General features: G+C 65.6%; 22 protein-coding genes. 16 read left to right on the plus strand and 6 right to left on the minus strand.

Going from position 1 to position 26025, the window contains the following annotated elements; all coding sequences use genetic code 11:
* Window positions 1-14 precede the first annotated feature (14 nt).
* From J2D77_RS08175 to J2D77_RS08215, 9 genes are all read left to right on the plus strand, one after another.
* A complete protein-coding gene (locus J2D77_RS08175) occupies window positions 15-1241 on the plus strand; it encodes a type II secretion system F family protein (protein WP_207845792.1) in 1227 nt (408 codons plus the stop codon).
* Window positions 1231-1674 carry a prepilin-type N-terminal cleavage/methylation domain-containing protein gene (locus J2D77_RS08180; protein ID WP_230975654.1) on the plus strand — a complete coding sequence of 148 codons (444 nt, stop codon included), beginning with the start codon at window positions 1231-1233 and terminating at the stop codon, window positions 1672-1674. The genes J2D77_RS08175 and J2D77_RS08180 overlap by 11 nt, the downstream gene beginning before the upstream one ends.
* Window positions 1671-2183: a type IV pilus modification PilV family protein gene (locus tag J2D77_RS08185; protein WP_207845793.1), complete on the plus strand. Its 513-nt coding sequence runs from the start codon at window positions 1671-1673 to the stop codon at window positions 2181-2183. Before J2D77_RS08180 ends, J2D77_RS08185 begins: the two co-directional genes overlap by 4 nt.
* Window positions 2180-2899, plus strand: a complete 720-nt coding sequence (locus J2D77_RS08190) for a prepilin-type N-terminal cleavage/methylation domain-containing protein (RefSeq protein ID WP_207845794.1) — start codon at window positions 2180-2182, stop codon at window positions 2897-2899. Before J2D77_RS08185 ends, J2D77_RS08190 begins: the two co-directional genes overlap by 4 nt.
* A gap of 292 nt (window positions 2900-3191) precedes the next feature.
* Entirely contained in the window at window positions 3192-4250 is a 1059-nt protein-coding gene (locus tag J2D77_RS08195; RefSeq protein WP_207845795.1) for a PilN domain-containing protein, read from the plus strand.
* A 44-nt stretch (window positions 4251-4294) separates the two neighbouring features.
* Window positions 4295-5086 carry a type II secretion system protein GspM gene (gene gspM, locus J2D77_RS08200; RefSeq protein WP_207845796.1) on the plus strand — a complete coding sequence of 264 codons (792 nt, stop codon included), beginning with the start codon at window positions 4295-4297 and terminating at the stop codon, window positions 5084-5086.
* Window positions 5083-5973 (plus strand): hypothetical protein, encoded by an 891-nt coding sequence (locus tag J2D77_RS08205; protein ID WP_207845797.1) that lies wholly within the window; start codon window positions 5083-5085, stop codon window positions 5971-5973. Before gspM ends, J2D77_RS08205 begins: the two co-directional genes overlap by 4 nt.
* Window positions 5970-8366: a type II secretion system secretin GspD gene (gene gspD, locus J2D77_RS08210; protein ID WP_207845798.1), complete on the plus strand. Its 2397-nt coding sequence runs from the start codon at window positions 5970-5972 to the stop codon at window positions 8364-8366. The genes J2D77_RS08205 and gspD overlap by 4 nt, the downstream gene beginning before the upstream one ends.
* Window positions 8367-8379: 13 nt before the next feature.
* Window positions 8380-9222, plus strand: a complete 843-nt coding sequence (locus J2D77_RS08215; RefSeq protein WP_207845799.1) for a type II secretion system minor pseudopilin — start codon at window positions 8380-8382, stop codon at window positions 9220-9222.
* A 176-nt stretch (window positions 9223-9398) separates the two neighbouring features.
* Here J2D77_RS08215 and J2D77_RS08220 read toward each other — a convergent pair whose 3' ends face one another.
* The 4 genes from J2D77_RS08220 to J2D77_RS08235 form a co-directional block, all read right to left on the minus strand.
* Window positions 9399-10151, minus strand: a complete 753-nt coding sequence (locus J2D77_RS08220; protein WP_207845800.1) for a hypothetical protein — start codon at window positions 10149-10151, stop codon at window positions 9399-9401.
* Window positions 10152-10437: 286 nt separating this feature from the next.
* Window positions 10438-11460: a GNAT family N-acetyltransferase gene (locus tag J2D77_RS08225; protein ID WP_207845801.1), complete on the minus strand. Its 1023-nt coding sequence runs from the start codon at window positions 11458-11460 to the stop codon at window positions 10438-10440.
* Between the two features lie 46 nt (window positions 11461-11506).
* Window positions 11507-12907 carry a hypothetical protein gene (locus J2D77_RS08230; protein WP_230975677.1) on the minus strand — a complete coding sequence of 467 codons (1401 nt, stop codon included), beginning with the start codon at window positions 12905-12907 and terminating at the stop codon, window positions 11507-11509.
* Window positions 12908-13039: 132 nt separating this feature from the next.
* Window positions 13040-14239, minus strand: coding sequence for a glycosyltransferase (locus tag J2D77_RS08235; RefSeq protein WP_230975655.1), 1200 nt, complete (start codon window positions 14237-14239; stop codon window positions 13040-13042).
* A gap of 139 nt (window positions 14240-14378) precedes the next feature.
* On the opposite strand from J2D77_RS08235, the gene J2D77_RS08240 reads away from it, so the two are divergent.
* Window positions 14379-14543 carry a hypothetical protein gene (locus J2D77_RS08240; protein WP_207845803.1) on the plus strand — a complete coding sequence of 55 codons (165 nt, stop codon included), beginning with the start codon at window positions 14379-14381 and terminating at the stop codon, window positions 14541-14543.
* 13 nt (window positions 14544-14556) lie between these two features.
* Here J2D77_RS08240 and J2D77_RS08245 read toward each other — a convergent pair whose 3' ends face one another.
* Together J2D77_RS08245 and J2D77_RS08250 are read right to left on the minus strand one after the other, a co-directional pair.
* A complete protein-coding gene (locus J2D77_RS08245) occupies window positions 14557-15150 on the minus strand; it encodes a polysaccharide biosynthesis/export family protein (protein ID WP_207845804.1) in 594 nt (197 codons plus the stop codon).
* 66 nt (window positions 15151-15216) lie between these two features.
* Window positions 15217-16533 (minus strand): outer membrane beta-barrel protein, encoded by a 1317-nt coding sequence (locus tag J2D77_RS08250; protein ID WP_331000168.1) that lies wholly within the window; start codon window positions 16531-16533, stop codon window positions 15217-15219.
* Window positions 16534-16921: 388 nt separating this feature from the next.
* Here J2D77_RS08250 and J2D77_RS08255 point away from each other — a divergent pair, with 388 nt between their 5' ends.
* The 6 genes from J2D77_RS08255 to ku are packed head-to-tail and all read left to right on the plus strand — an operon-like array spanning window position 16922 to window position 25952.
* Entirely contained in the window at window positions 16922-18379 is a 1458-nt protein-coding gene (locus J2D77_RS08255; RefSeq protein WP_207845805.1) for an exopolysaccharide biosynthesis polyprenyl glycosylphosphotransferase, read from the plus strand.
* A gap of 43 nt (window positions 18380-18422) precedes the next feature.
* On the plus strand, window positions 18423-20654 hold the full coding sequence (locus J2D77_RS08260; RefSeq protein WP_207845806.1) for a GumC family protein: 2232 nt from the start codon (window positions 18423-18425) through the stop codon (window positions 20652-20654).
* Between the two features lie 5 nt (window positions 20655-20659).
* On the plus strand, window positions 20660-21763 hold the full coding sequence (locus J2D77_RS08265) for a glycosyltransferase family 4 protein (RefSeq protein WP_207845807.1): 1104 nt from the start codon (window positions 20660-20662) through the stop codon (window positions 21761-21763).
* On the plus strand, window positions 21760-22893 hold the full coding sequence (locus J2D77_RS08270; RefSeq protein ID WP_207845808.1) for a hypothetical protein: 1134 nt from the start codon (window positions 21760-21762) through the stop codon (window positions 22891-22893). Before J2D77_RS08265 ends, J2D77_RS08270 begins: the two co-directional genes overlap by 4 nt.
* Before the next feature lie 20 nt (window positions 22894-22913).
* Window positions 22914-24950, plus strand: coding sequence for a glycosyltransferase (locus tag J2D77_RS08275; protein WP_207845809.1), 2037 nt, complete (start codon window positions 22914-22916; stop codon window positions 24948-24950).
* Window positions 24951-24953: 3 nt separating this feature from the next.
* Window positions 24954-25952, plus strand: a complete 999-nt coding sequence (gene ku / locus J2D77_RS08280) for a non-homologous end joining protein Ku (protein ID WP_207845810.1) — start codon at window positions 24954-24956, stop codon at window positions 25950-25952.
* Window positions 25953-26025: the final 73 nt, after the last annotated feature.

A 26025-nucleotide genomic window follows, 5' to 3' on the forward strand; every position in this document is an offset into this window, starting at 1 on the left:
GAGGGCGCCCGCCCATGGCTGAATTCCGCTACACGGCCGTAAACGCCCAGGGGGTTCTGGTGCGCGGGATGATCGAAGCCCCGGGCAGGGCCGAAGCCGCGACCGCGCTGCGCGCCCAGGGCCATATTCCCATGCGGATCGCACCCCCTGGCCCCTTCGCCTTCGTGGCGGGGCTGGGGGCCGGTGGGGCCGGGTTGCGCCGGGGTGGGCTGCGCCGGGCGGAACTTGCTTCCATGACGCGCGAACTCGCGGTCATGCTGGGGGCCGGGCAGGATATCGACCGCGCACTGCGCTTTGTGGCCGATAGCAGCAGGCGTGCGCGCGTGCGCGCCCTTCTGGCGCAGATCCGCGCGGCGGTGCGCGACGGCAGCACCCTGCATGCGGCCATGGCCCGCTATCCGCGCAGCTTTCCACGCCTGTATACCGGCATGGTCCGCGCGGCGGAGGGCAGCGGCACGCTGGCCGCCACCATGGAACACCTGGCCACCTTGCTGGAGCGCGAACGCGCGCTGAGTGCGACCGTCCAGTCGGCCATGATCTACCCGGCCGTGCTGACAGTGGCCGCCATGGGGTCGGTCTATCTGCTGCTGACCCAGGTATTGCCGCAGTTCACGCCCCTGTTTGCCAGCAATGGGGTGGCCCTGCCTGCCTCCACGCAGTTCATGGTGGGGCTGGGCGACTGGCTGGGCCGCTACGGGCTGGCGCTGCCGGTGGCGGCACTGGGGCTGGGGCTTGGCGCGCGCGCGTTGCTGAAGCGCCCGGCCATCAGGCTATGGGCGGATACATGGGTGCTGCGGCTGCCGGTGGCGGGGTCGTTGCTGCGCGAAATCCTGGCCGCCCGGTTCGCGCGCATGCTGGGAACCCTGCTTGAAAACGGCGTGCCCATCCTGTCCTGCCTTGCGATCACGCGCACGGCCCTGGCCAATCGCGCAGCCCTTGCCGCGATAGAGGATGCCATACGCAGTGCCAAGGCCGGTCGCGGCGTGGCCGGCGCACTGGACCGCGCGGGCGTGTTTCCGCCCCGCATGGTGCACCTGCTGCGCCTGGGCGAGGAAACGGCCCGGCTGGGGGCCATGGCGTTGCAGGCAGCCAATATTCACGAGGAACAGACCCGGCTTGCAACCCAGCGTCTGGTTGCGTTGTTGGTACCTGCGATCACCATTGTCATGGGGTTGCTGGTGGCGGGAATTGTCTCCTCCCTGCTGCTGGCCATGCTGAGCCTGAACGACCTTGCGCAATAGAGCCAGCCCGGCGGATGCAGACGGCTTCACCCTGATCGAAATGATCGTGGTGCTGCTGGTTCTGGGGCTGATCGGCGCGTTGGGGCTGGCGCGCGGCCCGTTCCATTCCCCCGCACTGGACCTGCGCGGGGCCGGGCAACTGCTTGCCTCCGCCTTGCGGGAAACCCGGTTGCAGGCCATTGGGGCGGGGAGTACGCGCATGTTCACGATCGGAACAGGGCCCGCAGGGGTCTGGTATGGCGGCCCGCCCGGGCCGGGCACGGTGCTTCCCACCCTGCCACGCAAGGTCGCCCTGGCAAGCGGGCCCGCGCGCATCGTCTTCTTTCCCGACGGCAGCGCCCTGGGTGCCCCCATCGTGCTGGCGGAAGGCGGGCGGCGGGTGGTGCTGCGCGTGAACTGGCTGAGCGGGGCCATTACGCTGGAGGGGCCATGACAGCCCAACCCCGCCCTGCGCGCGCCTGCCCCCGCCCCCGAGCAGGCCCCCCAACAGGGCCCGGAGCACGTCTGGCGGCAGGCCCAGGGGCAGGCCATGGCGCAGCCCGTGAAGCAGCCCAGCAGGGCTTTACCCTGATCGAGGTACTGGTGGCGTTCGTGATCGTGATCATGGCGTTCTCGGTCGTCTATCGCGGCATGGTGGACGGCGTTGCGGCAAGTCAGGTTGCAATCCGCGCGCAGCAGGCCATCTCCCGCGCGCAGTCGCATCTGGCGGCGGTGGGCCACGGCATGCGCGTGGGCGTTCTGGAACAGGACGGGGACGACGGCAGCGGCTTTCACTGGCATGTGCGCATCCTGCCCGAACAGACGGAACAGACCGCTCTGGGCGGGCTGGGCCTGTACCGTGTGGAGGTCAGCGAATCCTGGCCCGACCCGCAGACCGCTACAGGCCGGCGCATGCTGGTGCTGCACACAAGGCGGCTCGGCCCCGCGGGGGAGGCACCATGAACGAGCAGGCACCCCCGCGGGGGCGGGTGGCGCAGGGGGGCTTTACCCTGCTGGAACTGCTGGTGGCGCTGGTCGTGTTCTCGCTGGTCCTGCTGGTGCTTGAACAGGGGTTCCGCGCCGCAACCATGCTGTTCGAACGCCAGCGCAGCCTGCTGGATGGGCAGGCCGAACTGGGCGCGTTCGACCGGGTGTTGCGCGGGCTGATCGCGCAGGCCGATCCCGGGAGTGGGCCCGGTGGCACCAGCGGCCCCGTTGCCAGTCTGGATTCCGCAGCCGGAGGTGAGCCCACTGGCGGCCTTTCCGCCAGCCCCACCAGTTCCATCGGGGCGGGTGGGGGCAGCGGCCTGTTTTTTGTCGGGCAGGCGCATGGGCTGGCCTTGCGCACGGTGCTGCCGCAGGCGTTGCGGGCGGCGGCGGGGATGGGGGCGGACGGGCAGGCCGATATCCGCCTGGGGGTGGACGGCGCGCACCGGCTGATACTCGGCTGGGTCGCCTACCGGCATGTCATCGCCCCGGCCATGCCCGTGCGGCAGCAGGTTCTGCTGGCCGGCGTGCAGGACATGGAATGCGCCTATTTCTCCAACGGAAACTGGAAAAAGACATGGTACGGCGACAGGCTTCCCGAACTGGTGCGGATCGGCATCCGCTTTGTGCCCCGCGATGGCAGGCACTGGCCCGATATCGTCGCAGCCCCCCTGCGCGACCCCATGCCCTGACAGAACCTGCGGGCCCCACAGATGCCAAGGCCGGGGCACTGCCGGGCGCGCAACACCGGACGAATACGCGCCTTCCCGCACGGACAGGGGCCACGACAGATCCGTGCGGTCTGGCAGGTGCGGGCCATGCGGCACGTGAAAAGACCCCGACAGGCCAGCAGGTTTTGACAAATGAGCGGACGGCAGGCCGGGCGTGCGGGCTCCCCCCATGGCTCCCCCGTTGGCTCTTCCAAGGGGCCAGGCAACGCTTCACCGGTCGGCCCCCTTGCGGGCGCGATTACAGGCTTGCGTGATGATCGTCAGCGCCTTTCTCGACTGGTGGTGGCGGCAGATGCGCGGCCTGGTGCCACGCCGGTTGCGGCTTGTGCGTTTTTCGTCCCGGCCGGTGCTGGTCGCGTTGTGGGATGGCGCGACCCTGACCCTGTGCGTGGAAGGGCCGGGCGGGCGGGTGACGCTGGGCACGCTGGCCACTTCCGCCCCCCCTGACGATACCCTGCGCGCCGCGTGCGATGCGGTGTTGAAGGCCCGCCCGGCCCCCGCTGCGATCGTGCTGCGGCTGGGGGCCGGGCGGATCATCCGCCGCGCGGTCAGCCTGCCTGCCGCGACCGAGGCCGATCTGGGCGGCGCCCTGGCCTTCGAGATGGACCGGCTGACCCCCTTTGCGGCTGATGCGGTTGTCTACCGTTACGATATCGTGCGGCGCGATCCGGAACTGAACCAGATCCAGCTTGTACTATCCGTGGTGCCGCGCGCCTTTATCGAACCCGCCCTGCACATGCTGGCCACATTGGGCGTGCGCCCCGCCTGGGTGGAGGATACGGGGGGCGCGGGGCGTATCGCCCTCGGGGCGGGGCGTGCGGGCCGATGGGGGCGTGGGCCGGGCGTGCTGCGCGGTGCCGCGCTGGCGGGGGTTTTGTGCCTGCCGGTGCTGGCGGTGGCGGCGCTGTTTTCGCACCAGTCGGCCCAGCAGGCGCGCCTTGCGGCCCGGATTGCGGCCCTGCAACCCGCCCTGCACCAGGCGATGCTGCTACGCCGCACTGTGGAAGACCGGCAGGCGGGGGCCACCGTCATTGCCCGCGCGCGCCAGCAATGGGGCGACCCCATGGCCGTTCTGGCCGCCACCACGCAGGTCCTGCCCGATAACAGTTTCCTGACCGATCTGGTCCTGCGGCAGGGGCAGTTGATCATGATCGGCCAGTCGCCCGAGCCCACAGCCCTTATTCAGGCGTTAAGCACGAACACGCTGTTCCACGATCCTGCCTTCGCGGCCCCGGTCACGCGCGCGCAGGGGCAGGGGGCAAGCGCGTTTTCCATCCGGGTCGATGTCGGCACCAAGGGGGGCGGGCCGTAACCATGCCTCAGGGGAACCATGGCGCAAGGGAAAGGGGAGGGGTGATGTCCGTCGCAGCACTGATACGCCGCCTGCCCGAAGGGCGTGCGGGCCGCGCGCTGGCCCTTTTGCTGCTGGGCTGCGTGCTGGGGCTGGCCTGGCTGTCCGTGCTGGGCCCGGTATGGAGCCGCTATGCCGAGCGCGCGCAGGGGCTGGCCCTCCAGCGCGCGACACTGGCGCGCATGCAGCGGCTGGTGGCAACCCTGCCCGCCCTGCGCCACGCGGCAGCAGTTGCGGCCCCCGGCCCGTCCCCCCTGATCGAAGGGGCGACCGACGCCGTGGCCGGCGCCAACCTGCAGGACAGGCTTCAGCAGGTGGCGACCGCGCTGGGGGCCAGTATCGTCAGCACCGAAAACGTGCCCTCCGTGCTGGTGGGGCATTACCGGCGGATCGGGCTGCATGTCAGCATCAGCGCCTCGTTCCCGACCGTGATCGGCTTTATCGCCCGGCTTGAAGCGGGAACACCGGCCAGCGTGATCGACGCACTGCACCTGCGCGTAGCAGAAGAAGGCGGTGCCGCCGCCAACATGGACTGCGACATGATCGTCTACGCATTCCGCCACGCGGACGGCGCCCCCAACGCACCCCCTGCATCCGCCCCGGCCCCTGTGGAGGGTTCGGCATTTGCCCCCATAACGGCTTCCACTGTGGCCCCCGCTGGGGCGCCCGCGGGTGGGCCGACATCCCCGCAATCGTCCCCGGATTCGCCTGCCGGGTCGGCCCCGGCCATCGTGGGGGACCCCGCATCTCCCGCACCCTCCCCGCCATCGCTCCCGCCTGCGGGGGACGCGCCATGACCCGTTCTGGCCCGTATCCCGGCGCGCCGGTTCTGCTGGTGGCGACGGTCCTGCTGGGCAGTGGGGTGGCGGGGGCTGCCCATCGGGGCCTTACGCCGGTGAGCCCGCATTCCGCCCCCGCGCAGGTTCCGCTGACACCCCCCAAAGGCCCGCACCACGGAGCGACACGCCCCGATGGCACGCATTCCGAAGTGACAAGCCCCAACGTGACGTATCCCGGTGGCACGCATCCGGAAGTGATTCATCATGAGGTGACGCATCGCAAAGTCACGGATGCGGGGGCTGCGCCGCCGTCGGCTGTGCGTGCGGCAACGACCGTTGCGGGGGGCGGTCAAGGCGCGCCGTCGCGTGTTCTCGACGCTGCGCCCCGACTTATGGCCGGGGCTGCGCCGTTGCGTGTGGCGGTGGAGGCGACGGGGCGTGTGCCGGGGCCGCAGCCCCTGCCCGATGCGGCGGGGATCGAAGCCGCGCGGCAGGTCATTCTGGCCCGCCCGCTGTTCAGCCCCGCAAGGCGACCTGCCGCAGGGGTTGCCGCGGGCAATGGCCTGCCGCGCCTGACGGCGATCGTGGTCAGCAGCGGGCGGCGGCGGGCCCTGTTCATGGTCGCGGGGCAGGGGCGTGGGCAGGTGGTCGATGTGGGCGGGGTTGTCGGGCCGTGGACCGTTACCGCCATAGACACTGGCGTGGTGCATGTGCGCGGGCCGTCGGGCGAACAGGTTCTGCGCCCCGATCGCGATCGCAGCGCCGAGCATCCGGTGCCCGGCCCCGCTTCTGGCCCACCCTCTGGCCCAGTTTCTGGCCCGGCCCGGAACCCGGCCCCGCCCGTGGGGCCGGGCAATGGCTCTCCCCCGTCTTCCTCCGCTCATGTGACAGGCCCCACGCCATGACCGCTTATGCCCGTGCCTCCGATAGCCTGATGGTCTGCCTGCCCCTGCGGTGCGCGGGGCTTGTCCTGTGCCTGTGGGTCGGGGGGTGCGAGCATGGGCCGCCGCATGTGCGCCCGCTGGGGGTGTTGCCCCTGCCCGGCCCCCCCGCGGATACAACGCAGGGGCGGCTGGGCCCGGCGGACCAGACGGGCCGGGTGGAATACAGTTTTGGGCGGACGGTAACACCCGGCATCGTGCAGGGTGGCGCGGGGGGCGGGGGCGATATCGCGCTGAATTTTGCCGATACCGATGTGCGCGATGCCGTGGCGCAGATCCTGACCGATATCCTGCATGTCAACTACGCCATCGATCCGGCGGTGCGCGGGCAGGTCACGCTGCATACCTCTGCCCCCCTGACGGTGGCCCAGGTCCTGCCCGCACTGGAGATCATGCTGGCCCAGGTGCACGCCGTGCTGCTGCGCGGTGACGGGCTGTACCGTATCGTGCCCGGCCAGGCCGAAGCGGGTACCGCCGCCGGTGCCAGTGCCGGCGCTGTGGGCGATGCGGCGTCCCTTGGCAGTGCCATCATGGTGCCGCTGCGCTATGCGGAGGCCACGTCCCTTGCGCGCGCGTTGCAGCCTTTCGTGCAGTCCGGGGCGCGGGTGGTGGCGGTGGACAGCGCGAATGCGATCCTTGTCGGGGGCGACCCCACGGTGCGCAACGCGCTGGTGGAGGTGATCGCGGCCTTCGACGTGGACTGGCTGAGCAGCCAGTCCTATGCGCTGCTGCCCGTGGAATCGGGCAATGCCAAGGATATGGCAGCCGCCTTGCAGACCGCCCTGCATGGCAGCGGCGGCTCGCTGGCACAGGTGGTGCAGGTCCTCCCGCTCAGCCGTGTCAACGCTGTGCTGATCGTTGCACGCAGCGCACGCTATATCGACGATGCCCGCCGCCTGTTCGCGCTGATCGCGCGCAATCGCCGGGCCAGCGTGCGGTCATGGCATATTTTCTATGTGCAGAATTCCTCCGTCAACGACATCGCCTATACGCTGCAACAGGCGTTCACCCCCGATAATGTCACGGCCCTGCCGCCGGGCAATGCAGGTGCGGCGTCGCAACTGGGGCAGACAGGCTTTACCGGCGGCATGGCCAATGCGCTGGGTGGGGGCACAATGGGCGGCGGTACAGCCGGCGGCACGACTGGGGGTGCGATCGGGGGCACCACCGGCGGCACGCTGGGTGGGGGCCTGGGCGGTGGCACGGCGGAAACCGGGCTGGGGGCGGCATCGCAAACAGGGGCGCAAGCCGGCACATCAGGGAACACACAGGGGGGCACGCAAGCCGGTGCGGGCCAGCAGGCGGCGGCCTTCAACAACCCGCTGCTGGGCGGGCTGGACAGCACCGCCCAGGCAGAACCCCACCCACAGGGCATGCGGATCATCTACAACACGCAGCATAACGCCATTCTGGTCTACGCCACGGACCAGGAAAGCGACACGCTCGAACAGATGATGCGCCGGATCGATGTCATGCCCCTGCAGGTGCGCATAGATGCCGTGGTGGCGGAAGTGCAGTTGAACGACGCGCTGCAATACGGCACGCAGTTCTTCTTCAAGTCCGGCGGGATCAATGGCGTGCTGAGCAACAACAGCCAGACCATTACCGTCAACACCCTGGCGTCCGCCGCGTTCAGCCATACGCTGCCGGGCTTTATCATTGGCGGGGCCAGCGGGGGCGGGGCCCCTTTCGCGATCGATGCGCTGCAGAACGTCACGACCGTGCATGTGCTGTCATCGCCGCAGTTGATGGTGCAGGACAACCGGCCTGCCCGCCTGCAGGTGGGCCAGCTTGTGCCGGTCCAGATCGGATCGCAGTCCAGCACCATCGGCACCTCGATCTACAACCAGTTCACCTACCAGCCCACGGGCGTGATCATGGAGGTCACGCCCCATGTCAGCCAGAACGGGCTGGTGACACTCGATATCGCGCAGGAAGTCAGTTCCATCAGCAATACCTCCCCCGTCACCACGACCAGCACCAGCACGAACCCCACCTTCAACGACCGTTCGGTCAGTTCGCGCGTGGTGGTGCAGGACGGGCAGACCGTGGGGCTGGCGGGGCTGATTACCGAAAGTTCCTCGCGCGCCAATAGCGGTATTCCATGGCTGAAGGATATTCCCATACTCGGCTTCCTGGCGGGGACGCAGAACAACAACCGCCTGCGCACCGAACTGGTGATCCTGATCACGCCCCATGTCATTCACGACCAGCGCGACGCCGTAAGCCTGATGGAAGACCTGCGCGACACCCACCCCAACGCCGCCAACGTGCCCGACGAACTTGGCCCCATGCACCGCACCGGCAGTTCGGACCCCCAGCAATGGCTGCGCCGCAAGGTCCGGCTGGACCGGTGATCGGCAGGGCCCCATGGCGGCACAACCGGGCAGGAAAGGGGGTAACGCGCGTGGGCAGGGCGGCTTTGCCCTGCTGATCGTGTTGTGGACACTGGTGGGGCTGTCGCTGCTGGTATCGGTGGTGCTGGCCGTGGCGGGGTCGGCCCTGCGCGGCACGTCGGCCCTGCGGGGTGCGGCCCAGGTGCAGGCCCTGGCGGAAGGCGAGATCTGGGATGCGGTGTTTCACGCGCTGGACCGCTCCCCCGCCCGCTGGGCCATGGATGGCAGGGCCTACACCCCCGGCATGCAGGGGGCCGCCATGACGGTGCGCCTGTTCGATGAGGCCGGGCTGGTCAACCCCAACACCGCCCCAAGGGCGTTGCTGGTTGCCCTGCTGCACGGTTGTGGCGCCACCCCGGCACAGGCGGCGGACATTGCCGCGAACATGGCGCAATGGCGCAGCAGTGCTGCGGGGAACGCGGCGGCTACGCGCCAGCGCTACCTTGTTGCGGGGCGTGGCTACAGCCCGCCGTATGGCGCGTTCCAGAGCGTGGAAGAACTAGGGCTGGTGCTGGGCATGACGCCACGGCTGTTGCAGGCCCTGCGGCCGCATCTGTCCCTGACCCAGCCCAATGATCCCGATATCGGCCTGGCCGACCCCGTGGTGCGCCAGGCCCTGCGCGAGGCAGGCCTGTTTATGCCGCACCAGCCTTTGCCGGGCGAGGTCAGGCCACGGAGTTTCGTGGTCCTTGTCGATGTTCGCGACACCCAGGGCTACCGGGCGATGCGGGAGGCGACAATCCTGCTCACCCCGGCTGCGGGCACACTGGCCGATGGCGTGCATGTGGTGCGGATACGCACGCCGGACGGGCCATGAGCGCAGGCACGGTTTGACGCAGGTTTCTGGTCTTTCATGGATGTGCGAGCACTGCCGGGTATTTTTCAGGTTTATGAAAAATCTTTCCGTAATGTAAGGATTTGTCTGGTCGTGTTTCGCTGCGGCGTGGTGTTCGGGTCGTGCGCAATCCGGTGTTTTGGGAAAAATCTTCTGTTTCAGGCGGGAGATGTCTTGCGCATGATGCGGCGCAGCAGGCTGTGTGCGTGCGGATTGCCGTAATGGAACAGGGCGGTTGCCCGTATTTTATCATGATCGCAGGGTTCATTGGCGTGAACGACCCGATAGCCCCAGAAGAAATAGATGTTCCCCGGTTTCATCGAGACTTTTATGGTTTTTATCCTGCCGGAAAGCACGTGTTTTTTCAGGAATTTCTGGGTAACCCTGTTGTCGAGCAGAACCTTGTCGAGCAGATTGCCCAGGTATGTTCTGCGAATTTTACGCATGCGCGGGAGCATGATCAAATCGCCCAACTGGCCCTGCGTTGGCATGATGACGGGCATCAACGCCGTCAGCACAAAGGAATCGTAGTGGAACAGGAACGCATGATCCGCCCCGGTTTTACCGCTCAGGCAGCGCAGGACCTGGTAAAAGGCGGCATGCGGTAGCGGGTGTCTTGTGCCGGCCTCATAAAGTGCCCTGCATGCGGCCATGAATTCGGGCGTGCCCGACAGCACGTGCAGGAAGGTATCGCGCAGGGCTTCGGCACCGGTGAAAGAGATATATTCGCCCCCTGCCTGCGCGACGGCGTGTTCGATGAACGCGGCCAGGGGAGCCAGGTCTTCGGGGCGGATGCAATCCTGCGCGACACCATAGCCCCGATGGTTCATGTCATGAACGATCTGCCTGAGTGCCGGGGCAGAGAGAACCGGAAAGGCCGGCTGGGGTGGGGCTGCAACGTCTTCAGACATTTTCAGTAACATCTGGGCCTCCCGGAATGATCGCGGATGGTGATCGTCGTTTGAAGACCCGCCATGATTCGGCACTGAATGGGCATTGATAACGCGTGGTTTGCAAGGCGCCGGGCGGGCGGCATTTCGCAAACGCCGGCGAATGTATTTTGTTCCATACAGCCATGGCCCGGCACGGTGGGGAATGAATGCCCCGGAACCGCAACCTGCCGGGCCGGCCGCCTGCTGGGTTCGCCCGGCGGCATTTCTCATGTCTTTGGGGCCGTGCCTGTCCGACAGGCCCGCTCTACCACGCGTGCCAGTCCAGGTCCCGCGACAGGGCACGCCGGGCAATGGCCTTGCTGGTGGTGGCGACATGCCATGCCAGCGAACGACCGTTGATTTCGGGCCGGGCGATGGGCGGGCACCCGAAGCTGGAGACCATTTTGGCGGTTTCCACGGAATGATAGCTGTCAAAGTCGAATATCAGGTTTCTGGCATGGGCTATTTCTATGCATTTCCATAACAGCAGCAGGTTGGCGCCGCAGATCCCGCTTTGCCGGTCGCGGGTGGACTGCCAGAAATAGGCCGTGTGGCTTCCCCAGACCATGATAACGGAGGCGACACATTTCCTGCCGTCCCATGCGCTGAGCGTAGTACCCTGCCCGCGCCGCGCGCATTGTTCGAATATCCGTTCCAGCACCGTGAACTGGTGCGTATTGCCCGATGCCCCGCGCTCCACCCGTGAAAGGGCGATAAAGTTGGAAAGCCCGATATCCTGCGTTACCTCCAGCCTGCGCCCGGCCGAGCGGATAAGATTGCGACTTTTCTGGTCACAGTCACGCAATGTGCGATCAAGGCTGAAGCCCGCGGCAAGACGGAAGGTGAATTTCTGGCGGATCTGCAGCCCGGCCAGGGAAAACCCGAAGGGCGTTTCATCCTCCGGGTCAAGCAGAAGGCGCAGGTTGTCGTATTGGGGCAGGCGTTCGACCAGTTCCCCCACCAGCATGCGGATATTGCGCCGCCGCTTGAACGGACCCGATGGCGGCAGCGTGAGATCGGGCCGGAGCGTGCGGGTATAGGGCGGCATAGCAATGGTCATGAGCCCGTGTTTTTTCAATTTGTATACAGGCAGGGCAAGGCGCATGTTGCCATCGCGCCGGACCTCTATCATGTCGTACCGCCCGCGTGTTGCCGCATCCCACCACCAGCTTTCGCTGAACGGGTCCGGCTTTGACGGTGCGCTATCATGGGGGACGAGCTGCGTCGGGCCGCAAACGGGCCCGGGGGCAAGCAGGGGAAGGCTGCGTGCAAAGACAGAGTTATCCATGCCATACGTTCCTGATGATGAGATCGGCAAACCGCAGGAACCGGCTCTATCCCACTTCGTGCATAAGCTGGGACGGGTCCGGTTTCACGGGAGTACAGGGGGGTATCGGCGCAAGCGATAGCTGGGCCACCAGGGCGGGTGGGCGCATCGCGGCCGCCATTTTTCGCAACAGGCCGATCCGCGCGATGGCTGCGATCAGCAGGGCGATCAACAGGTAGAAATCGAGATATTCCAACGTGGGGCTGGAAAGACACGCCGCGATCAGCCCGCCGATCAGGGCGGGCAGCACGCCTTCGATCACCATGCGTTCGGGCCCCGGCGGCATGGACCGGCGGGCCTTTATGGCCGCGCGCAGCAGCGTCATGTTGAAGATCATCAGTCCGACCCCGCCCACAAGCCCGGTATTGGACAATATCCCCGGCAGCAGGCTGGAGGCGCGATTGCTGCCCCAGCCCACGCCCAGCCCATAGGTCTGCCCTACCAGTTCGAGGGAATCGCGATCCACCTGCGAGCGATCCTGGTAGGACTGGCTTTCCTTTTTTTCAGCCGTGGACTGGTAGACGAACTGCACGGCGGGCACGACCGAGGGCGCCAGGGTGACCACCACCAGCACCCCGAACCCGATTACCACCGCACCGCCCAGCATCAGGCGCATGATATTGCCCAAAAGCCTGTTCGCCCCACTTGCCAGTGCCGCCAGGGGCAGCAGGCACAACCCGGCGGCAACGGTAATGAAGCCGGTGGTGGAGGTCGTGCAGGCAAGGGCCAGGGCAGAGGCGGGAATAAGCCATTTGGCCTGCGCCACCCTGTAGCCTTGCAGCACGATCCATACGCTGGAGAACAGCACCTCGCTCAAAAACGTGGCGCAGGCGGCCGGTTCCGAGAAGGAGGCGTTGATGCGCGGCATGGGCCCTGCCGTCTGGGTCTTGAGAACCGACCAGCCGGGGTTGGAATAGAAAAAAATGTCAGGGTAGGGAACGCCGGCCAGCCGGTGGGCAAGCTGCCACAGGCAGATGGCGACCACGCACCACCCGCCGATCAGGAAGGTGCGGTACAGCCGCTCGATACGGATATCGCTGCGGGTCAGGAACCGTGCGGCAACCACTAGGAAGCTGGCGTTCACGGCCAGATAGATATCTTGCGAGATATTGCCGAAACTGGGGGCCAGCAAAACGCGCCCGCCGACGGAATCCCCCTTCTGCGGCCAGACCATGACCTGGTTCATGAACAGGCGCGGCATGATGATCGAACCCAGCAGGGTCCATGTCACGACAAGAAGAAAGGGCAGGCACAGCGCCATCACTGGCCTGTCGCCGGGGTAGCGCACGCCCATGGCGAATTGCAGCAGCACATAGCTCATGAACGCCATGGCGGGCACCATGGTGGGCTGCACGCCAAGCCCGCCCAGTACAAGGGCCGCCGCCGCAGGCAGGATACCGGCGAGCATCAGCACCTGGAGTATTCTGAAAGGACGTGTCCACAACACCAGGCAGAGCGGAAACAAGATCATCCCGACTATTGGAACCGTCATCGCGCGTAACCCCTGGCGTTGCTGTGATATCCCCTGTGCTGGTGTTGTCTAGGCGTCGCAGCTTGCCTCCACCCCGAACGGGCGCAGGTCGTGCATGGCCTGTTCGACCACGCGCAGCATGGACTGGCGGAAGGCTGGCTGTGAAAAACGCTGGGCATTGGCGCGGCAGGCCTGCGGGGTGATCCGCGCCTCCATGCTCTCGAACTCCGCCACGGCGGCCATGATGGCGTCACAACTCTGGTGGTTGAAGAAAACGCCGGTCGGGCCGCCGCTTTCCCCGTCCTCGCGCACGATGTCGCGCGCCCCCCCGCGCCCCAGGACGATCAGCGGCGTGCCGCAGGCCTGCGCCTCCACCATCGCGATGCCGAAATCCTCTTCCGCCCCGAACACGAAGGCGCGGGCCTGCTGCATCAGGTGCAGCACTTCCGTATCGGTTATGCGGCCGTGCAAAACGATATTGGGGGCGTTGCCCGCAAGGGCTGCGATCCGTTCGCGTTCCGGCCCGTCACCCGCCACGTGCAGAACCTTGCCCGGCATGCGCAGGAAGGCCTCCACCACCAGGTCCACACGTTTGTAGGGAACCAGGCGCGAGATCACGGCGTAATCCTTGCGTGGGTGGTCCGTGGCGTCAAAGCGCTGCGTGTCCACCGGCGGATAGACCACGACCGCTTCGCGCCGGTAGACTTTCCTGATCCTGCGCGCAATATAGCTGGAATTGGCGACAAACACGTCCACCCCGGCGGCGGAGCGTACATCCCAGTTGCGCAGGCGGTGCAGCAGCCAGCGTGCATACAGCCCGCGCACGCCGCGCTGCATGCCGCCCTGGCGCAGATAGGCGGCCTGCATGTCCCATGCGTAGCGCATGGGCGAATGAACGTAGCAGATATGGATCTGGTCGGGTCCGGTTATCACGCCCTTGGCGCAGGCATGGTTGCTGGAAATCACCAGGTCGAACCCCGCTAGGTCGAGCTGTTCGACGGCAAGTGGCATCAGGCCCAGATAGTTGCGAAAATGCCCGCGTGCGAAGGGAAGCTTCTGGATGAACGTAGTATGCACCGCCCGTCCGCCCAGCATGGCGCGTTCGGCAGTAGGCATGAAATCGACAATGGCGAACAGTTCGGCCTGGGGGAAGAGGATCAGCAACTGTTCCACCACCCGTTCGGAGCCGGCATAATGTTCGAGCCATTCATGCACGATGGCGACACGCATGGCCTTGGGGCCCTGTTCCGCCGGACGGACGACATTCATGGGCTGCCTCTCTGCTTGGTGGCATCCGCGTGGGCGGCGTGGGCACATGCCGCGTGCGTTACAGGTTAAGAGACTGGACGTTACCGATATTTTCAGGCATCAGCAGGACTCCGGCGTGCCATACACAGGACATCGACCTTTGGCTCTGAAAACCCAGCAGGACACATCGACCGACACTCCCACTCCCCGGACGCGCCCTACCCCGCCAGACCGGCTGAAAAGCGCGCGCGGTATCGTCATAGGGCTTTTCCTGGGTCTGGTACTCTGGGGCCTGCTGATCGCGGGTTTCCTGTTGTTCAGGTAAACGCCTGAATCCTTTAAAAGTGCCGTTCGTAAATCTTGATAACGTCACCAGGCTTCACATAATCGTAAGGCTTGAGATACCCCACGACCGTATGGTCCCCTTCCTGGCGGGCGACATAGGCGCGGCTTTCCAGGGCGCGATAGGTGAACCCGCCCCCCGCCGCCACCGCCGTCAGCAGGGTCATGCCCGGCTGGTAGGGATACTGCCCGGGCTTTGCCACTTCCCCCAGCACGGAGACCAGGCGGTAGGCCGTGATCTCGACCGAGACACTGGGCGTGCGCAGCATATGGGCGGCCTGCAGGGCCTTGCTGACCTGTTCTGCGAATTCCTCGGTCGTGAGACCCGCCGCCTGCAGGCTGCCCGCGACCGGAAAGGCCACCTTGCCAGCGCTATCGACCCGGAAGTCCGAGGTGAACTGGTCCTGTTCATACGTCATGACGCGAATTTCATCATCGACGCCCAGCCGGTACTGGTTGGGATCATAGGGGGGGACGGGCTTGAGCCCCGACCCGGGCGCGCAGCCCGCAAGCAGGCCGCCAAGGGCACCCATCATCACCGAACGCCGCAGAATGGCGGAGCGGCTGGTTCCTGAACAGGTCGTCGGCATACGTCGTATCCTCCTGTCATGGTCTTTTACAAGAACGCGAACCAGATCGCCCAAGGCGTGGGGCGGTTACAGGGCCAGATGCAGCCTGACCATGACGGTGTTGACCGGGAACGACCCGCTGCCCACCGTGTTCTGGCTGCTGAAGTCATAATTGGCCGACAGGCTCATGTGCCGGTTGATGCGCCATTCGGCACCGGCACCCACGCCATAGAAAGTCTGGTTGTTACGTGCCTGATAAAGAGTTGTGTTTTCTAGAAAGCTCGGAGCGGCGGGATAGTTCGCTTTCTGGATCTGCCCGTAGGCAGAAAAAATGATATTGCGCTGATAGGCGTGCCTGACGCCGATCCGCGCACCGGTAAAGGTGTACCCCACCACGTTTTCGAACGCGCTGTCCTCGATCCCGTGGCGAACGCTTGCCGTGACGGTTGTCAGCCGCGTGGGCAGCCAGCTCAGCTCGCCCTCCGCGATCGGGGAATTGATGACACTATAGGCCCCGGCCCGGTAACGCCGTGTCTGGTACCCTACCAGGGCGCGAAAACGCAGCGGCCCGCGCTGGCCGAAATCATACCCTGCCAGAATGGCCGCGCCGTTGGAATCGCGCGAAGGGGCGTTGTCGAGCTGGTTCTGGTAGCGGATTTCCGTGCCCTGCAACACCAGCAGGATATGGCTGTCCTGGCGCAGTTCGTACTGCGCCGTCACCCCTTGCGAAATCAGCACGCGGTCGCGGTAGCTTTGCGTGGGCTGCAGGGCGGAAGGGGTAAAGTAATCGAAATGGTAACGCTGGATGCCACCTTGGGGAATGAAGCTCAGCCGCCCGTGGGTGGTGGCGGTGTAGCTGGCCCGTATGTCGTCCACCTGGTAGGGCACGGGGCGACCCAGGACCAGCGCACCCAGGTCGGTCGGCGTCTGGACGAGGGAGAGATGCGTATAGGCCGCGCCGATCGTATCGTGCCCGAAATCATGCACCCCGCCCAGATTGGCCGTCCAGTTCGTGCGGTTCTGGATACTGCGTGACGGGTAGCGGGTATCGTCAACGCCGATGGCGCCATGCACCTGGTCGCGCTGGCCCCAGCGGGCCACGGCGCTCAGATTGGCCTGGGTCGAAACCACGGCACTGGAATGCCCGCCCACAAGGCGGTCCACGTTGGTGTCATAGCCTTCCGCCTCGGACGCGTCGGCATCGATGCGCAGGGGCCCGATGCGTTTGCCCAGCGGGGTATAGGCCTCTGTCGCGCGGATCTGGGCGGGTTCTTGCTCCAGGTCGCCCGCACCGCTGCCAATGGCGGGAAAATAGGTGTCGATAACCTGAGCAAATGCGCCGTGGGCCAAAAAAAACTGGGCAGGAGCAGTCAGGCTCAGCCCGATGACCATGAATTTGCGCACCGGATATCCTACCAATCACTCATCACGGAATGGATGAAAAAAGCAGTTGTCTTGTAAAAACTGCCCAATATGCATTTTTCTTTTTCATTGCCGTGGAGAACGGCCGTCATGCCCGCCCGGTTGCATGGCCTTTGGTCGACCTTTCCCCAACGTGGGCGATATTTGCATGCTTCCCTGACGGCCAGGATGTCACGTTTACGTTATCTCTGAAAAAACTTTTTTTTAACTATCGCACGAAACTCGGATCAACGCTGCCACGTATAGGGCCTGTCATGGCCAGACGGACGGGCAGGACCCGCGGTCCCCCCTGTTATGGACAGGCAAGGTAAAATTCCCACCGCATCACAGACTCTGTCCCTGCCTTTACGTCATCATACGGGAGCATATCATGGGTGCCCAGGTTTCTCAGGCGGCAGTCGGGCCGACGACTACGACCCTCTCCTACGACGGCGCCCCCCTGCGCGATGGCGATGATATCGCTTTTCCCGCAAAACAGCTTTGGCATATCCATCTTTCCTGCGTGACGGGGCTGGTCGCGGCGGACTGCATTGCCGCCATCCTTTCCATGGGGGCGGAAGGCACGGTGCTGCAGGCCAATATTCATGACATCGAACGGGGCGTTTTTACCTATTCCGTCCTGTTTCTTTTCATGATCGGGTATTTCCTTTACCAGCGCCATTATACGGATCGTCCGCCCTTCTGGCAGGAATCGGCCCAGGTAATCGGTGCGGCCATGGTGGCGGCCTGCGTGTTCGCGGGGCTGAACTGGCCCGCGCCGCCAACACTTGCAGCCCTTATGCCGTTCATTCTCTTTCCCATCATCGATCTGACATTGCGGCAGGCGACCAAGAGGTTTCTGCATCGCTTCGGCTTGTGGCGCATTCCCGTGCTGCTGGCGGGGGAGCCTGAAGCCTGTGCCCGCGCCATAGAAATTTTCTCCTCCGAGCGCTTTCCGGGCCTGCGTTCGGCGGGGTGCGTGTCATCCTCGCGCCTGCTGGGCATGTCGGCCGAAGCCCTGCGCGGCATGCTGGTGGCACGGCAGGGGGCTGCGCGCCTGCTGCTGGTGATCGACAGCCACGACTATCACGGCCAGGCGGTGATAGAGCATATCGCGCGCACACGCGTGCCATTTTCGCTTATGCCGCCGCTGGGCGGGCTGCCGCTGGACCACGGGTGCCAGTCCTATTTCAGCCATGACGGCATGGTCATGTCCTTTCGCAGCAAGCTCGACCGCCCGCTGTACCAGGGTGCGAAAATCGCGCTGGACCTGTTCGCGGCGTCGCTGATCCTGCTGGCCATCCTGCCGGTCCTGGCCATTGTCTATATCCTGGTGCGCCTGGACGGCGGGCCGGCGGTGTTCGGGCATATGCGCGTGGGCCGCAACGGGCGGGCGTTCCGTTGCCTGAAGTTCCGTACCATGGCGGTCGATGCGGATGCCGCTTTGGCCGAACTGCTGGCAAACGATGCCACGGCGGCGGCGGAATGGGCGGCCACCCGCAAGCTGACATCCGACCCGCGCGTAACCCCCATCGGCCGCGTCCTGCGCAAGACCAGCCTGGACGAATTGCCCCAGGTCTTCAATGTCCTGCGCCTGGAAATGAGCCTGGTGGGCCCGCGCCCGATCGTGGCGGCGGAGGAAGTCCATTACGGCAAGGACATGGCGTACTACACCGCGACCCGCCCGGGCATTACGGGGCTGTGGCAGGTCAGCGGGCGGAGCGACACGTCCTATGTGCGGCGCGTGCAGCTCGACAACTGGTATGTCCGCAACTGGAGCCTGTGGCGCGATATCGTGATCTTGGTGAAAACCGTTCCCGCAGTCCTGGCGCAAAAAGGCGCGCGGTAAAAAAAACCGCCACGCGCCAGCCCTTTTTCGGAGGACGCATGTGATGACGACGCTTCAACTGCCATCATCCTATACCAATGCCCCGCCGGACCCGATGGCGGGGCAACACGTATCGCCGCTGCATGCCTTCACCATCATGAACCGCCACCGGCTGGCCCTGGGGGCGGTGGCGCTGGCCATTGCCATACCGGCGGGGATCGGGATCTTCTCGCTCAAGCCCTATTACAATGCGTCCTCGATCCTGATCGTGGGCACGCGGCAGGCCCCTTTTCGCGATCTTCAGGCCACCGTGTCCCAGCCCGAGATCGACACCGTGGCGGTCAATAGTGAGGTCAGCATCCTGCGCAGCCCCGCCATTGCCAGCGCGGTCGTGCGCAAGCTGGACCTGACCCATGACCCCGTGGTCCGCGCGGCCATGGAAAGCGTGCCCCTGCCCAGGCGGATCATCAACGCCGTCACGGGGTTTTTCGTCCGCCCCGCCCCCGTGCCCCCCCTGACGGAGGAAGAGCGCGTGCAGGCCGTGGGCGGCATGCTGGATCACTGGGTGACCATCCTCAATGACGGGCGGTCCTATATCATCACCATTACCGCCAGCACGGGGGATGCACGCACCAGTGCGCGGATCGCCAACGCCTATGCCGATGTCTATCTGGACTTCAAGCGCCACATGAAGGTGTCGGCCACCTGGCAGGCCAACGCGCTGCTGGACGAACAGATCGCCCCGCTGCGTGAACGCCTGCGCAAGGCCGAACAGGCGGTGCAGGCCTTCCGCGAGAAGAACGGCCTGATCGCCGCCGAACTGGAACGCTCCCCCATGGGCAATGCCGCCAATGGCGATGGCGGGGGCGGCACGGTTACAGACCAGCAACTGACCCAGATGAACCACGAACTGATCCTGGCCCGGGCGGACCTTGAAGTACGCCGCGCACGGTATGACGAGGTACGCAACGCCGTGCGCACCGGCAGCCTGGACAGCATTCCCGATGCCGTGTCTTCCCCCCTTATCCAGCAGCTTCAGGCACAGGAAGCCCAGATCAGCAGCAAGGCGGCAAGCCTTGGCCAGGTGATGATGGATGGCAACCCCACCTTGCAGTCCACCCGGGCGGCGGCAGCCCAGGTCCGTAGCCGGATCGCTGCCGAAGTCCACCATATCGCCAGCAGTGCCGCCAAGGAACTTGCAAGTGCCGAAGCGCGCGTGAAGGCCCTTTCCGCCGCCGTGGACAAGTTGCAGGAACAGGTGACCGCCGAGAACGAAGCCGACGTGACCCTGCGCCAGCTCCAGAGCGAGGCCACGGCGGCGCGCACCGTCTACCAGGATTATCTGGGCCGCTTTGCCCAGACCTCCACCCAGGCGGAACTCCAGGTGGCGGAGGCCGAACTGATCTCGCGCGCGGCCCCGCCGCTGGATGCATCCGGCCCGCCGCGCAAGCAGTATATGGCCATTGCCGTGCTGTTCGCGCTGATGGTGGGGGCAGGCACCACCCTTGTCATCGACCGCACCCGCAAGGGTGTGCGCTCCACGGCGGAACTGGACGCCATTCCCGGGCTGTTCGCGCTCGGGCTGGTGCCCGCCTTTACCGGCCCGCTGGTGCGCCAGTACACCGGGCGGCACCGTTCGGTGTATCTGGAAACCGTGGAATCCATTCGCAGCGTGCTGTCCTTCGGGCATAGCCGTTTCCGCGCCAAGGTGGTGCTGGTGACATCGGCCGAACATGCCGAAGGCAAGACCACCTTCGCCCTGTCACTGGCCGCCAATACCGGGCGGGGCGGGCAACGCGCGCTGGTGATCGACTGCGATATCCGTAACCCTTCGGCCATGCGCGTCATGGGTGCGCTCAGCGTGCCGCATGACAGCCAGGTGCCCGTGGACCCGCTGCTGGTAGGACTGGAACGCGACGTGCTGCCGGGCGTGGATATCCTGACCCCTGCGGGCATGGCCCAGCGCGAAGGCCGGGCCATGCTCTCGCCCGAGGAAGTCAGGCGCATTCTCGCCCAGGTCAGTTCGCAATACGACCTGATCCTGCTCGACACGCCGCCCGCACTGGCATTCCCCGACGCGGCAGTGCTGTCGCGGCTGACCGATGGCGTGGTGATGGTGGTCAAATGGGGCCACACCTCTGCTGCAACGCTGGTGCAGGCCATGCGCACGCTGCACAGCTACGATGCCCGCACCCTGGGGGCCGTGCTGACCCAGGCCCCACCCGAAGGGCTGGATGAGGCCGAGAAACATCCTTTCCGTATCTACAACCATTATGGATTGCTGCCACGGGGCTGACACATATGCTTGAAAACAGCGTTCTGGCGGAACCGGTCATTTACGTCAACGGCCGCTTCATGACCCAGCCGCTCAGCGGCGTGCAGCGTTTCGCCCTTGAAATCAGCCAGGCGCTGGCCCGCATAAGCCGGGCCGACGGCCAGCCCGCCCCCATCATGCTGACCCCCGCCGCCCCCTGCGAACAGGCCATGGCGGAGGACCAGCCCCGGCGTGCGGTCGGCCGCCGCAAGGGCCAGATGTGGGAACAGTTCGAACTGCCTCGCGCCGCGCGGCAGGGCGTGCTGCTGAACCTGGGCAATACCGGCCCGCTATGGGGTGGCCCCCGGATCGTGATTATCCATGATGCGGGGGTTTTCAGCCAGCCGGGTTCGTATTCGTGGAAATTCCGCCTGTGGTACAGGTTTTTGCATACGGTGCTGCGCTACACCCATGCGCGCCTGGTTACGGTTTCAAGGTTTTCGCGCATGGAACTGGCGAAATACCTGCGCATTCCCGCCGAACGGATCACGGTTATCAGCGAAGGGGCGGAACATATCGCAGGCGTTGCGGCCGATCCGGCCATTCTGGCCCGCTTTGGCCTGCATCCGCAGCGTTTCGTGCTGGCGGTGGGCAACCTTGCCCCGCACAAGAACCTGGCCCGGCTGGACGCGCTGGCCCGGGCCCTGGGGGCGCGCGGCATTCCCCTTGTCATCAGCGGCAGCGTGAATGCCGCCGTCTTCAACGCAAAGGCCGGGCAGGCTCTGCCCAACCCCGCCATTTACGTCGGGCGCGTGACCGATCGCGAACTGCGCGCGTTGTACGAGGCGGCGGCCTGTTTCGTGTTCCCCTCGCTTTACGAAGGCTTTGGCCTGCCCCCGCTGGAGGCCATGGCCTGCGGCTGCCCCGTTGTCGCGGCCGATATCGCCGTTCTGCACGAAATCTGCGGCACAGCGGCCCTTTATGCCGACCCGACCGACCCCGACGCCATAGCCAAGGCGGTGCTGGATGTGCTCGACACCCCATCCAGCGCGCGGGACATGCGTGCGGCGGGCAAGGTGCGGGCCGCGAGTTTCACCTGGGACCGGGCCGCGCGGTCCCTGCTGGATGTGGCAAGGAGCCTGACCCCATGACCCGCCTGCTCTGGACACGCTGGGCGCACGCCCACGAACCCGCTTTCTATCCGGTCCGACGCCTTGCCCCCTGGGGCATGCACGGTCGCGTGCCCTCGAACGCCCGCAGCCGTACATTCTGGCCCGCCGACCTGCGCCGGGGCACGGACACCGGTGGGCCGGCCAACGGAGCAGCAGCGTATGCGGATGGCGGCCCCAACGGGCATGCGGACGGGCATACGAACGGGCAGGCGGATCGGCATGCCGGGGCAGAGGAAGATGGCGGCACGGGCCGGTGCGCAGGCTGGTGCGCGGACCCTGGCATGAACGCCAACAGCTATGCCGGCAAGGAAGCCGATGGCGATGCCGATCCTGAAACCGACCGGCGCACCAACCGCGAAACCGACTGGGGCACGGAATGGGATAGCGACTGGAACGCCGATTGGCGGGCCCAATGGCAGGCCCAGTGGCATGGCCAATGGCGGGCCGAGCGGTGGGACGCCGAAAGCCGCACAGACTGGCGGACAGGGCGGGACCGGGCACGCAGGGACGGCTACCCGGACCGGGGCAGGATGCAGGACACCGATGGGGGTTCGGAATGCCGATGGGACGGACAATGGGACGGACAATGGGACGGGCATTCGGGCGGGCACGCGAACGGGCCGGCAGACTGGCCGGCAGACTGGCGGGCGGAATGGCGCGCGGATAATCAGGCCGACTGGCGCGGCCGCTGGCTGGCGGCCCGTCATCCCCCGTGGGGCAGGAACTTTCTCATGGCCTGTATCGGGCTGTGCCTTTGCCTGGGGTTGTGCCTGGCCCTGTGCCTGCTGCTGATGGTCCCCCCCGCCCATGCGGATGATGATCCCGACAATCCACCCCGTTCGGTGTGGTGCAGCATAGGGGATGCAGGTAGCCAGAGGCTGTTCATCAGCACGCCTTCGCGCCTGCCACGCACATCGCGCATGGCGGTCTATACCTATGGCGGCCGCTTTGCCCGCACGGTCAACATGCGCTTTGGCATGCATGTCGGCATAGAAGGCAGTTACTGCCACGCATACGCCACGCCACGCCGCGCCGCCATGGCGCATGCCGCCCTGATCGCGCGCATGGCGGACCAGAATTTCAAGATCGTCTCGGTCGGTATTTTCTGACCTTCGGCAGGGAGCCATTCATGTTGGAGCAGTATTCCGCCCCTTTGCGTGTTTTTGTGCAACTCAGCTATGGATACGGTGCCACGAACTGGCACGCCCGATGGGCCAGGGGCGAAATACCCGGCATTAACGAACCCTATGCCTATGGATATTACCGCGCCGCCGGGCCCGATACGGTTATCGTACAATCCGAAGACCAGCCCGAAAATTTTTTCTCCCGCATGCTGCGCTATGGCGTACGGCTGGTGGTGGGCTTCGATTTCGTGCAGGCCTGGCGCAACCGCGATGGCATTCTTTCGGCCGATGTGGTCTGGACCCATACCGAAGCCCAGGCCCTGGCCGTGCTTGCCCTCTACCGCCTGACACCCTGGGCGGCCCACCCGCCCCTGATCGCGCAAAGCGTGTGGCTGATGGATCGCTGGCCGCATGAACCCGTATGGCGGCGCCTGCTCATGCAGCACCTGCTGTCGGGGGCGGACCTGCTGACCTTTCTCTCGCCCGAAAACCTTAAGCAGGCGCGCAGTGTTTTCCCGGGCAAAAGGCTGGAATGGGTGGCCTTCGGTATCTGTGCCGATACCATGCCCCCGCGCATACGGGCCGAAAAACCCGCGGGCAGTCCCATACAGGTGCTGTCCGTGGGCAATGACCGGCACCGCGACTGGACAACCCTGATCGCCGCAACCGCCAACCTGCCCGACGGGGCCACCTGCGCGCTGACCGTCGCCACCGCACGGCCCATCCCCACCCCGGCGCATGTCACCCGCGTTGCCGTCACCCATAACGACGACCTGTTCGCCCTGTACGACCGGGCCGATCTGGTGGTGGTGCCGCTGGGTGAGAACCTGCATGCTTCGGGCATTACCGTGATAGAGGAGGCAACGGTGCGCGGGCTGCCGGTCATTGCCACCGATACCGGCGGGCTGCGTCATTACTTTGACGATGACTGCGTGATGTATGTGCCCGTGGGCGATGTGGCCGCCCTGGGCAGCGCTATCGTGACCCTGGCGCGCGATCCCGACTTGTGTGCGGCCATGGTGGAGCGCGCGCGGGCCCGCATGCGCACGGAACTGAATTCCCAGGCCTATGCGCTGCGCCATCTTGCCCTGTCGCATGAACTGCTGGCCCAGCAGGCGCAGGGGCTGGTGGTGGATAGCGGCACGGTCACGCAACGCGCGCGCGCCATGAAGATCACGGTGGGCATTGCCACAAGCGGTCGCCCCGCCATCCTGCGCGAGACGGTGGCCGAACTGCAACGCCAGACCCACCCGCCCACCCGGATCATTGTCTGCGCGCCCACGCCCCAGGATGTAGCGGACCTGCCCCCAGCCCCCAACCTGACCATCGTGCAGGGGGCGCGGGGGCTGGCCCACCAGCGCAATGTCATTCTCGACCAGGCAGGGGATGCGGATCTTGTCGTGTTTTTCGATGACGATTTCATTCCCGACCGGGCCTACCTTGCCCAGTGCGCCAACGCGTTCGCGGGCAATCCCGATATCGTGGTGGCCACCGGCCGCGTTCTGGCGGACGGGGCCAAGGGGCCGGGGCTGAGCGTGGAAGACGCACGCGCCCTGCTGGCCGACCCGGCCACGAACCCGGTGGCGGGCCTGCCCATGGTGCAGCCGACCTGGAGCGCTTATGGCTGCAACATGGCTTATCGCCTGTCCACAATCCGTGACGCGGGCCTGCGTTTTGACGAACGCCTGCCCCTTTACGGCTGGTACGAGGATATCGATTTTTCCCGACGGGCGGGGGCTTTAGGGCTTATCGCCTGTGTCAACGGGGCCAAGGGCGTGCATCTGGGCAGCAAGCTGGGGCGCACGCCGGGGCGAAAGCTGGGGTATTCGCAGGTCGCCAATCCGCTCTATCTGGCGCGCAAGGGGTCTTACCCGCTCGATCATGCGCTGCGCAGCATTGCGCGCAATATCGCCATGAACACGCTGCGCAGCCTGTGGTCCGAACCCTATATCGACCGGCGCGGGCGGGTGGTGGGCAACTGGCTTGGCCTGCGCGATGCGGTGCTGGGCCGTATCGCGCCTGAAAACATCCTGAGCATGTAGGCCATGGCCCCCAAACCGTTCTGGAGCGGGCATCTCAAGCTCTCCCTCGTGACCTGTGCCGTGTCCATGACACCGGCCACCACGCAGAATGCGCGCATCGGTTTTCATACGATCAACCGCAAGACAGGCCACCGTGTGGTGTCCAGCTATATCGACGCGCAAACCCATGCGGCGGTCGCGGATGACGCGCTGATAAAGGGGTACGAGCGCGCGAACGGCCAGCCCGTCATGCTTGAAGATGCGGAGCTTGAAGCCGTAGCCCTTGAAAGCACGCATGTGATCGAGATCGAAAAATTCGTGGCCAGCAATGATATCGGCTGGATCTGGTACGACACGCCCCATTACCTCATGCCTGATGACGCAATCGGGGCCGAAGCCTTCGCGGTCATTCGCGAGGCCATGCACAGGACCGGCACGGTGGGGATTGCAAGGCTGGTGCTTTACCGGCGCGAACATGCGGTGCTGCTCAAACCGCGCGAGAACGGCATTGTCGTATGGACCCTGCGCTACGGCGAGGATATCCGCCCGCCCCGGAACTATGTGCCACCTGACAATAATACCGACCCCGACACGCGCGACGCCCGGAGGTTGAAAACCCTGATCAGGCAGGAGCTTCAGCCCTGGAACCGCGCCATGGTCGAAGACCCCGTCCAGGAACGCCTGAAGGAAATGATTGCTGCGGAGGAAAAGAAGGGGAAAGGCCGGAAAAAAGGAAAAACCAGGGGGCCGGAAGGGGAGCCGCCCGAAGACAGGCCCAGGGATCGCCCCGAGGATCAGGCCAGGGGAGAGCCAAGAGCGCAGTCCGGCACCAAGGCTCGTGCGAAAGCAGGCACGAAGGTCAATGCGAAGGCTAACGTGAAGGCAAGTGCGACGGTCAGCACAAAAGCCCGGACGGGGGGAAAGAACAGGCCCGCGACACAGGCGGGTGGTCCGGCTGTCGTTCCCATTACAACGGCACTGCGCGCCCGGCTCAAGGCGGCGCGCAAGGAGCGGGGGGATTAACAGACTGCTCAAGAAAACACCCAGTCAACAGATAAAAGTTTTTGGTGAAGCTTTTTTCAAAAAACTTCAGGGA

The organism is Acetobacter garciniae (assembly GCF_017377735.1).
Lineage (GTDB): Bacteria > Pseudomonadota > Alphaproteobacteria > Acetobacterales > Acetobacteraceae > Acetobacter > Acetobacter garciniae.

Bases quoted from the DNA above. Each gene is read 5' to 3' on its own strand.
- J2D77_RS08255 (WP_207845805.1), top strand. From the start codon at position 16,922: ATGGGTGCCCAGGTTTCTCAGGCGGCAGTCGGGCCGACGACTACGACC.
- J2D77_RS08205 (WP_207845797.1), top strand. From the start codon at position 5,083: ATGACCCGTTCTGGCCCGTATCCCGGCGCGCCGGTTCTGCTGGTGGCG.
- J2D77_RS08275 (WP_207845809.1), top strand. From the start codon at position 22,914: ATGTTGGAGCAGTATTCCGCCCCTTTGCGTGTTTTTGTGCAACTCAGC.
- J2D77_RS08225 (WP_207845801.1), bottom strand. From the start codon at position 11,460: ATGGATAACTCTGTCTTTGCACGCAGCCTTCCCCTGCTTGCCCCCGGG.
- gspD (WP_207845798.1), top strand. From the start codon at position 5,970: ATGACCGCTTATGCCCGTGCCTCCGATAGCCTGATGGTCTGCCTGCCC.
- J2D77_RS08265 (WP_207845807.1), top strand. From the start codon at position 20,660: ATGCTTGAAAACAGCGTTCTGGCGGAACCGGTCATTTACGTCAACGGC.
- J2D77_RS08245 (WP_207845804.1), bottom strand. From the start codon at position 15,150: ATGCCGACGACCTGTTCAGGAACCAGCCGCTCCGCCATTCTGCGGCGT.
- J2D77_RS08175 (WP_207845792.1), top strand. From the start codon at position 15: ATGGCTGAATTCCGCTACACGGCCGTAAACGCCCAGGGGGTTCTGGTG.
- gspM (WP_207845796.1), top strand. From the start codon at position 4,295: ATGTCCGTCGCAGCACTGATACGCCGCCTGCCCGAAGGGCGTGCGGGC.
- J2D77_RS08260 (WP_207845806.1), top strand. From the start codon at position 18,423: ATGACGACGCTTCAACTGCCATCATCCTATACCAATGCCCCGCCGGAC.
- J2D77_RS08270 (WP_207845808.1), top strand. From the start codon at position 21,760: ATGACCCGCCTGCTCTGGACACGCTGGGCGCACGCCCACGAACCCGCT.
- ku (WP_207845810.1), top strand. From the start codon at position 24,954: ATGGCCCCCAAACCGTTCTGGAGCGGGCATCTCAAGCTCTCCCTCGTG.
- J2D77_RS08235 (WP_230975655.1), bottom strand. From the start codon at position 14,239: ATGAATGTCGTCCGTCCGGCGGAACAGGGCCCCAAGGCCATGCGTGTC.
- J2D77_RS08195 (WP_207845795.1), top strand. From the start codon at position 3,192: ATGATCGTCAGCGCCTTTCTCGACTGGTGGTGGCGGCAGATGCGCGGC.
- J2D77_RS08230 (WP_230975677.1), bottom strand. From the start codon at position 12,907: ATGCTCGCCGGTATCCTGCCTGCGGCGGCGGCCCTTGTACTGGGCGGG.
- J2D77_RS08220 (WP_207845800.1), bottom strand. From the start codon at position 10,151: ATGTCTGAAGACGTTGCAGCCCCACCCCAGCCGGCCTTTCCGGTTCTC.
- J2D77_RS08190 (WP_207845794.1), top strand. From the start codon at position 2,180: ATGAACGAGCAGGCACCCCCGCGGGGGCGGGTGGCGCAGGGGGGCTTT.
- J2D77_RS08215 (WP_207845799.1), top strand. From the start codon at position 8,380: ATGGCGGCACAACCGGGCAGGAAAGGGGGTAACGCGCGTGGGCAGGGC.
- J2D77_RS08185 (WP_207845793.1), top strand. From the start codon at position 1,671: ATGACAGCCCAACCCCGCCCTGCGCGCGCCTGCCCCCGCCCCCGAGCA.